Here is a 16,695-nt window from a genome sequence, read left to right on the forward strand (position 1 = left end):
ACCATGGAAGGATTAATGATCTTATGGTCAGAAACAGGGATCGCTAACTTTGAGTTTGGCCAGATCTGTATGATCTTGGTTGGTTGTGCTCTGCTGTTTTTGGCTATTCGTAAAGGCTTCGAGCCATTACTTCTACTGCCCATTGGTTTTGGCGCTATTTTAGCCAATATTCCCAATGCGGGTTTTACCGATGAAGGTGGCTTGCTTTACTACGTCTACTACGTGGGGATTGAGTCAGGGATTTTCCCACTATTGATCTTCATGGGGGTTGGTGCAATGACCGATTTCGGTGCTTTGATCGCTAACCCCAAAACGCTTTGGTTAGGTGCCGCAGCGCAGTTTGGTATTTTCGCCACTCTATTTGGTGCGATCTTGCTTAACTATGTACCGGGCATGGAATTTAGCATGCCAGATGCGGCTTCAATCGCCATTATTGGTGGTGCAGACGGACCAACAGCGATCTTCTTGGCGAGCCAGTTGTCACCAGATCTTTTGGGTGCGATAGCCGTTGCCGCATACAGCTACATGGCATTGGTTCCGATTATTCAGCCACCAATTATGAAGGCGTTAACATCGCCAGAAGAGCGCAAGATTCAGATGGCGCAGTTACGTCACGTGGGTAAAGCTGAAAAGATTCTGTTCCCACTCGCGGTACTGCTGATGACGATTCTGTTCCTGCCTGCAGCAACCCCTCTGGTTGGTATGTTCTGTCTTGGTAACTTGATGCGTGAAGCTGGTGTGGTCGATCGTTTATCCAAAACAGCGCAGAATGAGTTGATCAATATCGTAACCATCTTCCTTGGCCTTGGTGTTGGTTCTAAACTTCAAGCAGAAGAGTTCCTTAACGTTGAGACGTTAGGTATTTTGGCTTTAGGTGCGGTAGCCTTCAGTATTGGTACTGCTGGCGGTGTGCTTATGGCTAAACTACTGAACAAGTTCTCTAAAGAAGATATTAACCCTCTTATTGGTGCGGCTGGGGTTTCAGCGGTACCAATGGCGGCGCGAGTGGTGAATAAAGTCGGCTTGGATTCCAACCCTCAAAACTTCCTACTGATGCACGCAATGGGCCCTAACGTAGCTGGTGTACTTGGTTCTGCTGTCGCCGCGGGTATTCTGCTGGCACTGGTTGGTTAATCGCCTTTAGCGTTAGTAATTGGTTAATTTGAGAGCAAGTGGTTAACTTGCTGCCAATAAATGGTATATATTCAAAGGGATGCTTTAGCATCCCTTTTTTGTACCGATAGGGAAATGAAGAAATGGAAAACAAACAAATCGCAATCTCTCAATTTGGTGACCCAGACGTTCTTGTTACTCAGACCTCACCGATACCACAGCCACAAGCAGGTGAAGTACTGGTCAAAGTACATTTTTCTGGCGTAAACCCTATCGATGTGAAAACACGAGCAGGGCTAGGCTGGGCCGCGTCTGAAAACAAAGACAACTTGCCTTGGGTACCAGGTTACGACGTCTCTGGTCAAGTCGCCTCTTTGGGCGAAAACAGTGAGCGATTCTCCGTGGGTGATAACGTAGCGGGCTTTGTTGGCTTTCCTCTTACTGGTGGTGGTTATAGCCAATATATTTGTGTGCCAGAAAGCGCACTTAGCCTAGTGCCAGATTCTGTCACTTTAGAAGCTGCGGCAGCTTTACCTTTAGCTGGTCAAACAGCGGTTCAAGCCTTGGATAAGGCAGGTGTACATGAGGGTGATCGAGTACTGATTTTAGCTGGGGCAGGTGGCGTTGGTCATATTGCGATTCAAGTTGCTGTGGCAGCAAAAGCGGAGGTGTTTACCACCTGCAGTGAAGCTAACTTAGATTATATGGCGACATTAGGTGCCCATGCCGTCAACTACCAATTTGCACCTGTTTCAGAGCGTGTAGAGGAAGCCGATGTATTGATCGATCTGGTTGGTGGTGACGCAGCGCTTGATGCACTGAAATGTCTAAAAGACGGTGCTAAAGTCGTGACAGTTCCAACACTTACCGCTGAGCTTATCTGTGAGAAAGCCAAACTACTTGGCTTTGAAGCAACAGGTATGCTGGTTGATCCTAACCCAGAACAGCTCGATGCCTTATTGTATATGGTCAGCGTTGGCTTGGTGAAAACAGAGATCCAACAGGTTTATCCAATGACTGAAGTGGTCGAAGCACATAAACAGATTGAAACCGGTCACACGAGAGGCAAGGTTTTGCTTGATATGCAGTGCTAGAAGCGTTTAATAGCGCTTTTGAATCTTTTGCACTATGGTTTTCTGACTCGGCACTGTGGGTTCTGTTTCTAAGCGGCTTTCTCAGTGCCACTTTATTGCCTGGTGGTTCAGAAGCTGGCTTGATTGCCACATTAAGTCTCAATCAGTTTTCAACTCCCCTAATCATTCTTGTCGCCACTTTGGGTAATACGCTCGGTGGCTTGACCAACTTTTGGTTAGGTTTATGGTTACCAAACCGAACTCAAAATGAAAAACATGGTCATAAAGCTTTATTATGGCTCAATAAATACGGCTATTGGTCGCTTCTTTTTAGTTGGTTACCGATAATCGGTGACCCTTTATGTTTAGCCGCAGGTTGGCTTCGAATGCGCTTTTGGCCATGTTTCTGGCTTATATTGATTGGTAAAGCGCTTCGATACTCATTACTGGCAGCAATTTTTTACGGATTTTTCTAAGGGGATGTCATGAGAAAGATATGGCTTGGTGCTATTTCTCTTGTCGCACTTTACGGTTGTAGTTCCAACAACCTCTCTTCTGTTTCATTTTTATCTTCACTGCCACAAGGCGTTACTCTCGTTGAAGAAGTTCCAGTTCAACCTGGTAAGGCAACAATCCCATACTCAAAATATCAGCTAGATAATGGTCTGACGGTGATCCTATCACCAGATAACTCCGATCCACTGGTTCACCTTGACGTGACTTATCATGTTGGCTCGGCGCGTGAAGAGATTGGTAAATCAGGCTTTGCTCACTTTTTTGAGCACATGATGTTTCAAGGTAGTGAGAATGTTGGTGACCAACAGCACTTTAAGATCATTACCGAAGCAGGCGGAACGCTTAATGGGACGACGAACCGAGATCGCACCAACTATTTTGAAACTGTGCCATCGAATCAGCTAGAGAAAATGCTCTGGCTTGAGTCTGATCGAATGGGCTTTTTGCTAGATGCTGTCTCACAACGTAAGTTTGAAATTCAGCGCGATACGGTTAAAAACGAACGTGCGCAGAACTATGACAATCGCCCTTATGGATTGATGTGGGAGCGAATGGGTGAAGCTATGTATCCTGAAGGCCACCCTTACTCTTGGCAAACTATCGGGTATGTTGAAGATCTAGATAGGGTCGATGTGAATGACCTTAAAGCCTTCTTTCTTCGTTGGTACGGTCCAAACAACGCGGTGCTGACAATAGGTGGTGACATTGACGTTGAGCAGACTTTAGAGTGGGTAAGCAAATATTTTGGTTCTATTCCTGCTGGGCCTGAAGTTCAGCGGGCACCTAAGCAACCAGCAAAACTGACAGAAGATCGTTACATCACACTAGAAGATCGTATTCAGCAACCGATGCTGATGATTGGCTGGCCGACGAAATACAACGGGGCTGAAGAGCAGGCGTCGATCAATGCGCTGGCTAACGTGTTAGGCAGCGGGGCAAACAGTCTGCTTTATCAAAAGCTAGTGAAGACCCAGAAGGCGGTAGATGCCGGGGCTTTCCAAGATTGCGCAGAGCTTGCCTGTACCTTCTATGTGTACGCAATGGCACCATCTGGAGAAAAAGGCGCACTTAAACCTCTGTATCAGGAGTTGATGCAAACTCTGGATGAATTTGAGGCGAAAGGTGTCGATGAGGCGCGACTAGAGCAGATCACTGGAATGGCAGAAGCTAATGCGGTATTTGCGTTGCAAAGTGTTCGTGGCAAGGTAACTCAACTTGCTTCCAACGAAACCTTCTTCGATACGCCTGATCGGATTCAAACCCAACTAGAGCAAATTCGAGCGGTCACGCCAGAGTCAGTAATGGCGGCATACAAAACCTATGTAAACGGTCACCATAAAGTGGCACTCAGTGTCGTTCCGCGTGGAAAAACTGAACTAGCGGCTAAACCGGCTACCTTTGTTACGCCACCGAGAACTCTGCCAGAGTATCAAAAAGTGACCGAAGATCAGCTAGCTTATCGTCGTGCGACAGATACCTTTGATCGCTCTGCGATGCCTGAAGTCGCTCAGGGGGTGAAAGCTCAAATGCCACAGTTGTATCACCTCTACTTCGACAATGGTGCTGAATTACTTGGCACGGTCAGTTCTGAAACGCCAACCGTTCAACTGAATATCAGTTTCCCTGCCGGAGAACGCTATGTAGTGAAAGGTAAAGAGGGGCTAGCCAACTTAACTGCTGCGATGATGCAAGAGGCGACACTCGACTCTAGCTTGGAAGAGCTGCAAGCTAGGTTAGATACCTTAGGTAGTACGGTTTCTATTGATGCGGGTAACTATACCACGGGTATTTCCGTCTCCAGTTTGGAAAAGAACCTTACCGAAACGCTGAAGATCGTTGAGGAAGTGTTATTCAAACCGGCTTTCCGTCAAGAGGACTTCGATCGCTTGAAGAAACAGATGTTAGAAGGTTTGGTTTATCAGCATCAAAAGCCAAGTTGGATGGCTTCTCAGGCGACGCGACAAGTTCTTTTTGCTGGCTCGATTTATCAACGCTCCAATGATGGTACAGAAGCCTCTGTATCTAGCTTAACCTTAGATGACGTTAAAGACTTCTATAAACAGCATTACACGCCACAAGGTGCGCAAATTGTGGTGGTCGGCGACATTAACAAACGCCAAGTGAAAAAAGAACTGGCCTTTATTGACAACTGGCAAGGTGAGTTTGCTCCTTTGTTAAGGCCGCAATTGGTGAAACCACTCGAACAGCAGAAGATCTACCTGATAGATAAACCGGGTGCTCCGCAAAGTGTGGTACGCATGGTTCGTCAAGGGTTACCGTTTGATGCGACAGGAGAAGTGTATTTAACGCAGTTAGCTAACTTTAACTTAGCGGGTAACTTCAATAGTCGTGTTAACCAAAATTTGCGTGAAGATAAAGGCTACACTTATGGTGCAAGCGGTTATCTCGCGGCAAATCGAGAAGTCGGCGCGATAATTTTCTCAGCGCAAGTTCGTGCAGACTCTACGGTGCCATCAATTGTCGAGATGCAAAAAGAGCTCGAGGATTACAGCAAAAATGGCATGACCGATGATGAAATGAAATTTTTGCGCTTAGCGGTCGGTCAACAAGATGCGTTAAAGTATGAAACGCCTTCACAGAAAACAGGACTACTTAATAGTATTCTGGCATATAGCTTGGATGAAGATTACCTCAAGCAGAGAAATGAGATCGTAGAAACCGTTAGTAAGAAGACCTTAGATGGGCTAGCAAGCAAATGGTTTGCTCCTGATGAGTACCAGATTATTGTGGTAGGTGATGCGAAAACGTTAAAGCCTCAGCTAGAAAGTTTACAGATTCCGATAGAAGAGCTTGAAATCATCCGCTAGAGTACACATAACATAGTGCATAGCTAAAGGGTGACTTTGGTCACCCTTTATAATTTGTTTAGCCAGTTTGGTATCACAACCAAACTACAGATATAAGCGAACCTCATTTTGACTGAATTTGCTGCGCGACTGGAGCGAGTTGCACAAAACCAAGAAGTATTTAAGAGTTTTGGACGTGGTGTGGAGCGTGAGACGCTGCGATACCACCAAGATGGACATCTCGCAACAACCCCTCATCCGGTTGAGCTAGGCTCGGCTTACGCTAATAATTGGATAACCACTGACTTTTCTGAGTCGCTGCTGGAGTTTATTACGCCTGTATCAAGTAACATCTCCACCTTAACTGCTCAGTTAGAGGATATTCATCACTTTACTCAAACTAAGCTGGGTGAAGAGAAAATGTGGCCACTTTCTATGCCTTGTTATGTAGGTAGCGAAGATGACATCAATCTGGCGCAGTACGGTTCATCTAACTCTGGAAAAATGAAAACGCTGTATCGAGAAGGCCTCAAGCATCGCTACGGCAGCTTGATGCAAATTATCTCTGGTGTTCATTTTAATTTTTCATTCCCTGAGTCTTTTTGGGAGCAGTTATTTGGTGAGCAGAGTGATGAAGACAGACAAGATAGCAAGTCTGAAGCTTATTTCGGTCTGATCCGAAACTACTACCGTTTTGGTTGGTTAATTCCTTATTTCTTTGGCGCTTCACCGGCTTTATGTGGTTCATTTATTCAAGGGCGCGAAACCAATCTACCATTTGAAAGTATTGGCGGCACGCTGTATCTACCTCACGCAACTTCATTACGCTTGAGCGATCTTGGTTACACCAACAGTGCGCAAAGTGCTCTGAAGATTGGCTTCAACAGCCTCGACGAGTATTTGGAAGGGTTGAACAAAGCGATTCGTACCCCGTCGCCAGAGTTTGCGGAAATAGGCGTTAAGGTTGAAGGTGAGTATCGTCAGCTGAATAGTAATGTACTCCAGATCGAAAATGAGCTTTATGCGCCAATTCGTCCTAAGCGTGTGGCTAAGGCAGGCGAAAAACCATCAGAAGCGTTAGCTCGTGGTGGCGTGGAATATATCGAAGTTCGTTCTCTTGATGTAAACCCATATAGCGCAATTGGTATCAATGAGGATCAAGTTCGCTTCTTAGACCTATTTTTGACATGGGCAGCGTTAACAGAATCAGAGCCGATGGATCACTGCGAACAGGCTTGTTGGCGCGAGAACTGGAATAAAGTTATCGTAGAAGGCCGTAAACACGGTTTAGAGCTGCAAATCGGTTGTAAAGGTGAGATTCTAACGCTACAAGATTGGGCAAAGCGCGTGTTTGTTGAGTTGACCCAAATCGCTGAGAAAATGGATGCGGCGAATGGCGTTAACGAATATCAGGCGGTTTGCTACAAACTGCTTTCGTGGATTGATAACCCAGAGCAAACCATTTCTGGTCAGTTACTTGAAGATACCAAGCGCTTTGGTGGTTTAGGTAAAGTTGGCTGTGAATTTGGTAAAGAGTACCGTCAACAGCACCTTGGTCATCACTATCGTTTCTATAGTGAGTCTGAGATGGAGCACGAAGTAGAGCGTTCTCGTGTTGCTCAGACAGAAGCAGAAGCAGCAGACACACAGAGCTTTGATCAATTCCTTGAAGAGTACTTCGCTTACTTAAAAGCTTAAGGTAGCAAAGTGATAAGGACGTTAGTTGTCATCCTTAGCTTGGTGGTGTTAGGTGGTTGTGCCACTGCACCACCAAAAAATCAGACCAACCTGTGCGAAATATTTCGTGAAAAGCCAGATTGGTATGATGATGCGCTAGACATGCAAGAAGAGTGGGGAACCCCTATTCAGGTCGCAATGGCATTTATCAAGCAAGAAAGCAGCTTTCGCCATGATGCTAGACCACCGAAAGACTATATTTTAGGTGTCATTCCTTGGGGACGAGTGAGCAGTGCTTATGGTTATGCACAAGCTCAAGACCCTGCATGGGAAGATTTCCAGAAGGCGACCAATCATGGTGGTTCGAGAACCGATTTTTCAGACGCAATAATGTTTGTGGGTTGGTATACTGATGCCACGCAGAAGCAGCTGGGCGTTTCTAAATGGGATGCCTACAATCAATATCTTGCCTATCATGAAGGACGCGGAGGTTTTAAAAGAAAAAGCTACCAAAGTAAGCCCTCATTGGTGAAAGTCGCTCGTAAAGTGGAGCAACAAGCAAAGGATTATGGTTGGCAACTCAAGCAGTGCCGACAAGAATTAGAAGACAACAGAAGCTGGTTCTTTTAAGAGCAGTAAACATGGAGAAGTACAATGCCGTTATTAGATAGTTTTACCGTAGACCACACAAGAATGAATGCACCTGCCGTCCGTGTAGCGAAAACCATGACGACACCTAAAGGTGACACCATTACGGTATTTGACCTACGCTTTACCGCACCAAATAAAGATATCTTGTCAGAGAAAGGGATTCATACTTTAGAGCATCTTTACGCGGGCTTTATGCGTAATCACTTGAATGGCGATGCTGTGGAGATTATCGATATCTCTCCAATGGGCTGTCGTACGGGCTTTTACATGAGCCTGATTGGTACGCCGCAAGAGCAGCAAGTTGCCGATGCTTGGCTATCTGCAATGCAAGACGTGTTAAAAGTAGAAAGCCAAAACAAAATCCCAGAGCTGAATGAGTACCAATGTGGTACGGCGGCTATGCACTCGCTAGATGAAGCGAAACAGATTGCTGAAGCTATTCTTGCTGCCGGAGTTTCGGTTAACAAAAATGATGAGTTAGCGCTGCCAGAAGAGATGCTAAAAGAGCTTAAAATAGACTAGCTATCGCATAAAAGCGAAAGGGAAAGCATTTCGCTTTCCCTTTTTTGTATGTACTTAACCAGACGCTAGTTAGCTTTTGGTAGGACGACGACTTGGGTCTTTGCCCAAATATCGTGAAAACCTCGTTTTTTAGGGTCGATTGGTACAGTCAAATTCGCTAGGCCAAAACCTGAAGTACCTATGCGAATCAACGCCTGAGTCACTGTCACCGGAGAGCCATCATTACTGCGCATGTGCAATTTCCATGCTCGCATCCCCAATGTTTGGCCTGCGCGAGTCCAGAAAAAGACAAAGAAGTAGATCCAAACAAAGGCTAAGTAAGCAGTATAAACAGGGCTCCAAATTGGATGATTAGTTAGGAAATCACTTACATCCTCATACCCACCAAGACCAAATAGTCCCATTGCCATCAATGCATGTAAAATTGCGACGACAACACCCGCCGCCATCATTTCTACGGCAATGATAATTAATCCATCATATAACAGCGCACCAAGGCGGCGAAAAAGCCCTGCTGGTGGCAATGCCTCTGTTGCAGACATAACACTCACTTACTTAGAACAAAATAAGTCGACAGAATATAGTGTCACCAATGTCCTGAAAAGAGAGTTTCCCCACAGACTTTTCAATTCGTGAAGTGAGAGCAATGGATAGCCATCATAAGATCAGTATTTGTCATTTTTCTCTGATACCACTTTATCTCTGATTTCACTGATGACTAGCCATATTTGATTCACTAAGTTCGGATTAGAATTAGCAAAATTCTGGTTAAAAATAAGGAAGTAATCTTTCGTCGTAATCGCGGGAAGAACTTGTTCGATTTCATCAGACCATGGCTTATCTCTAAGGTATTCTTGAGCGATGGTGTTTTGGATCGCAATTGCCTCTATTCGACGTGATCTCAGCATAGCAAAAAGCTGCTCGGTGTTTTTAGCCTCGTGTACTTTGATTTTGTTTTGCCTGAGTTTGTTTGTGATTGAAAATCCAAGATGTGCCGCGATGAAGTTGTTTTCAAGTTTTGAGAAGTTAGAACCGTCCCATTCTAGAGGTTGCTCTTTGAGTTTATAGAAGTAGTACCCAAGTGTTGCGATACGCTTTTCGCTATCTGGATTTGTGTCTTTCATTGGGTACTGTGCGTATTGGGCTCTAGTAGAATTGTACGAAAATATAAATCCGCCATCGACGTCACCACTCTCGATGTAATCAAGTACTCTTTTTCCGGGTAATCTAAAGTATTCAATTTCTATGTTTAATTGCACGGCGACTTGATTAAGGATATCTAAAGATAAGCCAGGAGGCTCTGGAGTATTGTTGTCGTTACCAAGTTGATACGGGTAAGACTCAATATCCGAATACGCAAGGGTTATCGTGGTAGCGAAAGCAATAGAAGAGTAGAACAAACAAAAAGCAATTAAGTGAGTATTCAACAATCTCATGAGTTACGCCTATTGTGAGAGTCATACTTAAAGTGATAAAGCTTTTCACCCTTTACAGGTGCGCAATAACACCTACCTACAGCCATACCGATGCCTTAAGCGGAGCTGCTAAAACACCTACTAACGTAACGAACAAGACAAAAATTTCAGAAACGTGGCTAATTTATCAGCAAACAACGGTTATCTAAGGTTTTTCTCCTTGCAGAGCTAAAATGCATACGTATAATGCGAAGCATCAAAGGACAAAGTCCTAAGATGCCGGTGTGGTGAAATTGGTATACACGACGGATTCAAAATCCGTTGCCTTCGGGCGTGGCGGTTCAAGTCCGCCCACCGGTACCATACATAGAAAGGTCGCTTTTATAGCGGCCTTTCGTCGTTTCGGGGCTTATATCTACTCAGGCGCATTTTTCAAGCACCCTTGTTGAACTATCGTTGCTGAATCTACTTTCCTTCGCCCGATTTCTTGAGAGCTCTCTATAATTTTCTTCGGCTCTTTCGCAAACTAGCTAACTCCAAAGGGCTAGCCTATTTAACTCTAGTCCAACTAACTAAATACCGAAACAAACCAAGCTTTTTACCGCTTTGCTGGTCTCTCAAACATAGGGGAGACATTTCCATTATTGATGGCTCATTGCATTCTACGGGGCCAAAAATTCAAACTCCCACACTATCTAATGATTAATAATCAATATTTACAATGACTTATCAGTATGTTGTTAGGTTTGTTAATAGTGTGATCAATATTAAAAGTTGAATGCAAATAGCGAGCATTACTTAATCATGGTGTTACATTCGTCTCATTTATAAAACAGTGGTAAATGATATGAATGTTCTGCATAGCTTTAAAGGAAGAATCATTGCCGTCGTTATACTATTACTGACGGTGTCTTTGACAGTATCCAGCTTCCTCTCTTATCGACAAATCTCTTCGTCTATCCATGAACGAGTGAATGAGTACTCGATGCTAAAAATTAGCACGACCAGTGACACAATTTTGACTTGGATAGATACCATTAAATCTGGCTTGGTATCGAACGCGCCTGATTTTGTTCCCGATTACAATGATGCCCAGATTCTGTTGATGATTAGGCAGATTGCTAATACATCTCCAGCATCTGACATACTGGTTGGCTATGAAGATGGACGTTCCTACGGTAATAACAGTGGCAAAAGAGATCTCACAAAATATGATCCAAGGGTTCGTGACTGGTACAAAAAAGCCAAGCAGAAAGGTTCGACTATTGTTACCGATATATATAGTGATGCCTTAACGAAGAGCTTAATGGTGAGCGTTGCTGAACCTTTTTACTCACAAGGTCAATTGAAAGGAGTGCTGTTAGCTGACATAGAATTAGGTTTGCTTGATGAGCTAGTAAGGAAGGCACCATTCCCAGGGGCTATGATGGGATTGTATGATCAGACTAGTCTTACCATCGCATCTAATGGTGAAGTCGATGTACCAGGTGAAACTCAGTTGTATGATTTCTCTGACCTCAATCCTTTAACTGATGCTTTGTTGTCACAAAGTACAGGTATGATGGATTACAGCTTAGGAGGCGTCGAAAAAGTTGCCTTCTTTCAGACTCTACCACTAGATGATGGAGTTAGCTGGCATCTACTAGTTGGTGTTAACAAGTCTATTGCTTATGCAGAAGTTGATGAGGCACTTAAAACATCCCTTTATACTGCTCTGACTTTATTGGTCATTTCTTTCGTCATTTTCTTTGCCATCCTAAGCTACGCATATAGACCAATACTCGCTCTGAAAAGTACCGTATTAGATCTCTCACAAGGCAACGGAGATTTAACTCGTCGCTTAGATGTGAATACTCAAGATGACTTGGGTCAGATCGCTCAGGCTGTGAATACTTTCATAGGCAACCTTCAAACAATGATGATAGAAGTGTCTCAATCTTCTAAACATATATCTGACAATATTGAATTGCTGAATGCGCAGACAGAAAGTAATGATCAAGTCCTGACTTCCCATGCGATGGAAACGACTCAAGTTGTAACTGCAATGAACGAGATGAGTTCTACTGCGGAAAGCGTGGCGCAAAGTGCTTCTCAGACAGCGGAATTTACCAAAGTGACTAACGACGAAGCCGAGCAGTCAAAGCTGGTGGTTGCAAGTGCAGTGCGCAGCGTGGCGGATTTGATTGAAGAAGTTGAGGCCATGGCTAACAGTATTCAATCAATGAACGAAGATTCTCAGAAGATTGGCTCTGTACTTACAGTTATTGGTGAAATCGCGGATCAGACTAACTTATTAGCGCTCAATGCGGCCATTGAAGCGGCAAGAGCAGGTGAGCAAGGACGTGGATTTGCAGTGGTTGCTGATGAAGTAAGAGCACTGGCGGCCAGAACTCAGCAAAGCACTTCTGAGATCAATAACATGCTTGCCAACCTTAATGAAGGGACTAGAACGGTTGTTCAAGCGATGGATGAAACCAAGCAACGATGCCACAAAACTGCTGAAACCACAGAAAACGTGAATGAAAGCCTTGACCTGATGGTGAGCTCAATTGTACGTATCAATGATTTAGGCTTAGAGATCGCAACAGCTGCCGAACAGCAAAATTCTGTCACTGAAGAAGTTAGTCGAAATATGACCACAATCCAAGGGATGGTTGATGAACTGACGTCAAATAGTTCTCAAACGATGGCAAGTACTGTCGATTTAGCACAAAGTAATCATCAGTTATCAGCAATCGTTCGTCAGTTTAAACTGCAATAGTTAGATTTATGGTTGGGTAAATAAGCTAAGCCCAGTAAATCTCTAATGAAGACCGTCAATGCACGGTCTTTTTTACGTTTGTGGCTAAAAGGTTCGGGATTTGAGTTCTTGGCGTTGAGTAACAGTTTTTACTGAAAAAGCTAAAATTTTCTGCTAGTTAGAAAAAGGTTGTCTATCTTTAAAATAACAACATGGAGATAGAAAATGTATCAACTTACCCCTTACTTATTTTTTGCTGGCCGTTGTGAAGAGGCGCTTGATTTTTACCACAAATGTTTTGCTGGCGTTGTTCTAACAAAACAGCTTTTTAAAGATGCACCCCAGCAAATAGAAGGGGCGGATCCTAACTGGGTAATGCATGCGGAATTCGAAGCGTTTGGCATGAAGTTGATGCTCTCTGACGGAATTTTGGCTCAAGAACGCAGTGGTAATAACATTGCTCTAGCGATTGTGCTGACCGATCTTGATGAGCAGGCGCGTGTGTTTGACAAGCTGTCTCACGGTGGACATATCATGATGCCACTTGCCGATGCACCGTGGGGAGCCCGTTTTGGCAAAGTAGAAGATAAGTTCGGAGTGCGTTGGATACTTAACTGTGATTTAGTCAGATAACAAAAGCATACAATCTGACGTGTTAGTGAGCTCTCATTAACATTCACTCGTGATGAATTCAGTTTTTCAATCATCTAAAATTATAAATTGGTTAGTAAAAGATAAGTTGTATATAGATCGTGGCCAGCATCAAGATAACAGTAGATAGACTACAGCCAGGGTTGCATATTCGACTTCCGGTCAAATGGAATGAGCACCCCTTCTTATTTAATAGTTTTAAGATAAAAGACGAAGACCAGATCCGCATGATTCGCCATTTGGGGATTAAACACGTCTTTATTAACACCTCTCAGAGTGATACTCAGCCTTTACCTGTGGCCGAAGAAAAAGCGAGTGAGGGGGTAGAACAAGTTTTGCATGAAGAAATCGATCTAGAGGCGCAAAAACTTTGGAAAGAAAAGCAAGATAGAATCGAAAAGTTAAGTGCTTACCGTCGACGTGTCATTAATTGTGAAAAAGAGTTTGAACGTTCTCTATCAAGAATGAGAGCGGTGATGAACAAGATTCGTAACCGTCCAGAACAAGCCGTCGATGAAGCAAGCCAATTAGTAAATGATATCGTCGACAAGTTGTTGAGCGATGACAATGTCACACTTCATCTTATGAATGGCAAAAGCGAGTTTGAAGATATCTATTTCCATTCTCTCAATGTATCTGTCGTTGCAATGATGATCGCGAAGGCAAAGCAGTTAAGTGCAGATCAGATAAAAGAGGTGGCGTTTGCTTCGCTTTTCCATGATATGGGCAAAGTAAAAGTACCGACCGCAATATTACGAAAACCGACGCGTTTAACTGAACCTGAAAAAAACTATCTTAAATTGCATACCAAGTATGGTTTGGAAATCGCAGCCAATATGGATAGCTTTCCCGAAAGTGCTAGAACAGTGATTGCTCAGCACCATGAGCTGAACGATGGCTCCGGTTACCCTGAAGGCTTGAAAGAAGGTCAAATTGATGAACTTACTCAGATAGTCTCTGTAGCAAATGCGTATGACAACTTGTGCCATAGCAATATCCCCTCGGAACAAAAAATTCCGTATGTTGCGCTTTCCCACTTATATAAGAACTGTAAGCATCAGTATAATAATGAGAACTTGAGCCTCTTAATTAAGTTTATGGGAATCTACCCGCCAGGAACGGTAGTGCAGCTATCGAATGATATGGTCGGTTTAGTGATTTCGGTAAATGCGCAAAACATCCTTCACCCTAATGTGCTGATTTATGATCCGTCGGTACCTAGAACGCAAGCCCCGATTATTGACTTGGCAGAGAAAGATATAAAGATAGTTAATGCCATACTACCGACCAAGTTGCCGGATAAAGTGAGAGAGTATCTAAACCCACGCTCACGAATTTCCTATTTCTTCGACTCTGATGAGTAGTTATACACAGGATCTTGTGAGTAAGTTCTGATTAAATTGAGTGTAAAGTGGGTGTAATTTAAGGTCTGATTGATAAGTGTTCAGTCAGGCTTTTTTTATGAAAAAAACGTGTTTTTTTACTTGCCTTCAAAACGGAACTCCCTATAATGCGCTTCCACTGACACGGCAGACGCCACAAGGCTTCAGCAAGTGTCAGAGAGGTAAAAAGCTTCTGAGAAATAAATTTGAAAAAGTGTTTGACTCTTCAAATTAACTCGCTAGAATGCACCTCCGCTTTGAGAGAAAGTTTCTCACAAAGCAAAGCTCTTTAACAATATAAACCTATCAATCTGTGTGGGCACTCGTTGATGATAATCCAAATAGATACTTCGGTATCAATTTAGGTTTCAATGATACGAAGTGACCAACGAGTCGAAAGACTCAGCACAGTCAATTCAAACATTACTTTATGTAATGTTCAGTATTCATTGAGCCGACAAAATCTTAAATTGAAGAGTTTGATCATGGCTCAGATTGAACGCTGGCGGCAGGCCTAACACATGCAAGTCGAGCGGAAACGAGTTAACTGAACCTTCGGGGAACGTTAACGGCGTCGAGCGGCGGACGGGTGAGTAATGCCTGGGAAATTGCCCTGATGTGGGGGATAACCATTGGAAACGATGGCTAATACCGCATAATAGCTTCGGCTCAAAGAGGGGGACCTTCGGGCCTCTCGCGTCAGGATATGCCCAGGTGGGATTAGCTAGTTGGTGGGGTAAGGGCTCACCAAGGCGACGATCCCTAGCTGGTCTGAGAGGATGATCAGCCACACTGGAACTGAGACACGGTCCAGACTCCTACGGGAGGCAGCAGTGGGGAATATTGCACAATGGGCGCAAGCCTGATGCAGCCATGCCGCGTGTATGAAGAAGGCCTTCGGGTTGTAAAGTACTTTCAGCAGTGAGGAAGGTGGTGTCGTTAATAGCGGCATCATTTGACGTTAGCTGCAGAAGAAGCACCGGCTAACTCCGTGCCAGCAGCCGCGGTAATACGGAGGGTGCGAGCGTTAATCGGAATTACTGGGCGTAAAGCGCATGCAGGTGGTTTGTTAAGTCAGATGTGAAAGCCCGGGGCTCAACCTCGGAATTGCATTTGAAACTGGCAGACTAGAGTACTGTAGAGGGGGGTAGAATTTCAGGTGTAGCGGTGAAATGCGTAGAGATCTGAAGGAATACCGGTGGCGAAGGCGGCCCCCTGGACAGATACTGACACTCAGATGCGAAAGCGTGGGGAGCAAACAGGATTAGATACCCTGGTAGTCCACGCCGTAAACGATGTCTACTTGGAGGTTGTGGCCTTGAGCCGTGGCTTTCGGAGCTAACGCGTTAAGTAGACCGCCTGGGGAGTACGGTCGCAAGATTAAAACTCAAATGAATTGACGGGGGCCCGCACAAGCGGTGGAGCATGTGGTTTAATTCGATGCAACGCGAAGAACCTTACCTACTCTTGACATCCAGAGAACTTTCCAGAGATGGATTGGTGCCTTCGGGAACTCTGAGACAGGTGCTGCATGGCTGTCGTCAGCTCGTGTTGTGAAATGTTGGGTTAAGTCCCGCAACGAGCGCAACCCTTATCCTTGTTTGCCAGCGAGTAATGTCGGGAACTCCAGGGAGACTGCCGGTGATAAACCGGAGGAAGGTGGGGACGACGTCAAGTCATCATGGCCCTTACGAGTAGGGCTACACACGTGCTACAATGGCGCATACAGAGGGCGGCCAACTTGCGAAAGTGAGCGAATCCCAAAAAGTGCGTCGTAGTCCGGATCGGAGTCTGCAACTCGACTCCGTGAAGTCGGAATCGCTAGTAATCGTGGATCAGAATGCCACGGTGAATACGTTCCCGGGCCTTGTACACACCGCCCGTCACACCATGGGAGTGGGCTGCAAAAGAAGTGGGTAGTTTAACCTTCGGGAGGACGCTCACCACTTTGTGGTTCATGACTGGGGTGAAGTCGTAACAAGGTAGCCCTAGGGGAACCTGGGGCTGGATCACCTCCTTATACGATGATTATTGCGATGAGTGTTCACACAGATTGATATGTTTATACACGTTAAGAGACGATACTGGGTCTGTAGCTCAGGTGGTTAGAGCGTTCGCCTGATAAGCGAGAGGTCGGTGGTTCAAGTC

12 protein-coding genes, 1 tRNA gene and 1 rRNA gene are annotated in these 16,695 nt (G+C 44.7%); 12 read left to right on the forward strand and 2 right to left on the reverse strand.

The features are described 5' to 3' along the window. The first annotated feature begins 3 nt into the window (after positions 1–3). The 7 genes from AC6R00_RS11855 (at position 4) to luxS (ending at position 8,359) form a co-directional block, all read left to right on the forward strand. Positions 4–1,134 (forward strand): sodium ion-translocating decarboxylase subunit beta, encoded by a 1,131-nt coding sequence (locus AC6R00_RS11855; RefSeq protein WP_069667473.1) that lies wholly within the window; start codon positions 4–6, stop codon positions 1,132–1,134. A 122-nt stretch (positions 1,135–1,256) separates the two neighbouring features. After that, on the forward strand, positions 1,257–2,207 hold the full coding sequence (locus tag AC6R00_RS11860; RefSeq protein ID WP_500640529.1) for an NADP-dependent oxidoreductase: 951 nt from the start codon (positions 1,257–1,259) through the stop codon (positions 2,205–2,207). Beyond that, positions 2,201–2,662 carry a YqaA family protein gene (locus AC6R00_RS11865; protein WP_004748154.1) on the forward strand — a complete coding sequence of 154 codons (462 nt, stop codon included), beginning with the start codon at positions 2,201–2,203 and terminating at the stop codon, positions 2,660–2,662. Before AC6R00_RS11860 ends, AC6R00_RS11865 begins: the two co-directional genes overlap by 7 nt. A 9-nt stretch (positions 2,663–2,671) precedes the next feature. Continuing rightward, positions 2,672–5,530 (forward strand): M16 family metallopeptidase, encoded by a 2,859-nt coding sequence (locus AC6R00_RS11870; protein ID WP_500640530.1) that lies wholly within the window; start codon positions 2,672–2,674, stop codon positions 5,528–5,530. 108 nt (positions 5,531–5,638) lie between these two features. After that, entirely contained in the window at positions 5,639–7,207 is a 1,569-nt protein-coding gene (gene gshA, locus AC6R00_RS11875; protein ID WP_500640531.1) for a glutamate--cysteine ligase, read from the forward strand. A gap of 9 nt (positions 7,208–7,216) precedes the next feature. Continuing rightward, the gene (locus AC6R00_RS11880) at positions 7,217–7,816 is read left to right on the forward strand and encodes a transglycosylase SLT domain-containing protein (RefSeq protein ID WP_500640532.1); all 600 of its coding nucleotides are present in this window, start codon (positions 7,217–7,219) and stop codon (positions 7,814–7,816) included. A gap of 24 nt (positions 7,817–7,840) precedes the next feature. After that, on the forward strand, positions 7,841–8,359 hold the full coding sequence (gene luxS / locus AC6R00_RS11885; RefSeq protein ID WP_171325048.1) for an S-ribosylhomocysteine lyase: 519 nt from the start codon (positions 7,841–7,843) through the stop codon (positions 8,357–8,359). A gap of 65 nt (positions 8,360–8,424) precedes the next feature. Here luxS and AC6R00_RS11890 read toward each other — a convergent pair whose 3' ends face one another. Further along, positions 8,425–8,901: an RDD family protein gene (locus AC6R00_RS11890; protein ID WP_500640533.1), complete on the reverse strand. Its 477-nt coding sequence runs from the start codon at positions 8,899–8,901 to the stop codon at positions 8,425–8,427. Positions 8,902–9,024: 123 nt separating this feature from the next. Further along, entirely contained in the window at positions 9,025–9,795 is a 771-nt protein-coding gene (locus tag AC6R00_RS11895) for a substrate-binding periplasmic protein (RefSeq protein ID WP_500640534.1), read from the reverse strand. A gap of 257 nt (positions 9,796–10,052) precedes the next feature. Here AC6R00_RS11895 and AC6R00_RS11900 point away from each other — a divergent pair. The 5 genes from AC6R00_RS11900 to AC6R00_RS11920 all read left to right on the forward strand — a co-directional run bounded on the left by AC6R00_RS11900 (position 10,053) and on the right by AC6R00_RS11920 (position 16,567). Beyond that, positions 10,053–10,137: transfer RNA gene (locus tag AC6R00_RS11900), tRNA-Leu, on the forward strand. A 484-nt stretch (positions 10,138–10,621) separates the two neighbouring features. After that, a complete protein-coding gene (locus AC6R00_RS11905; protein WP_500640535.1) occupies positions 10,622–12,535 on the forward strand; it encodes a methyl-accepting chemotaxis protein in 1,914 nt (637 codons plus the stop codon). 204 nt (positions 12,536–12,739) lie between these two features. Continuing rightward, positions 12,740–13,147 (forward strand): VOC family protein, encoded by a 408-nt coding sequence (locus AC6R00_RS11910; protein ID WP_500640536.1) that lies wholly within the window; start codon positions 12,740–12,742, stop codon positions 13,145–13,147. A gap of 119 nt (positions 13,148–13,266) precedes the next feature. After that, entirely contained in the window at positions 13,267–14,529 is a 1,263-nt protein-coding gene (locus AC6R00_RS11915) for an HD-GYP domain-containing protein (protein WP_500640537.1), read from the forward strand. Between the two features lie 485 nt (positions 14,530–15,014). Beyond that, positions 15,015–16,567, forward strand: a 16S ribosomal RNA gene (locus AC6R00_RS11920). The last annotated feature ends 128 nt before the right edge of the window (positions 16,568–16,695 follow it).

The organism is Vibrio sp. R10-SF1-ISO8 (assembly GCF_059833805.1).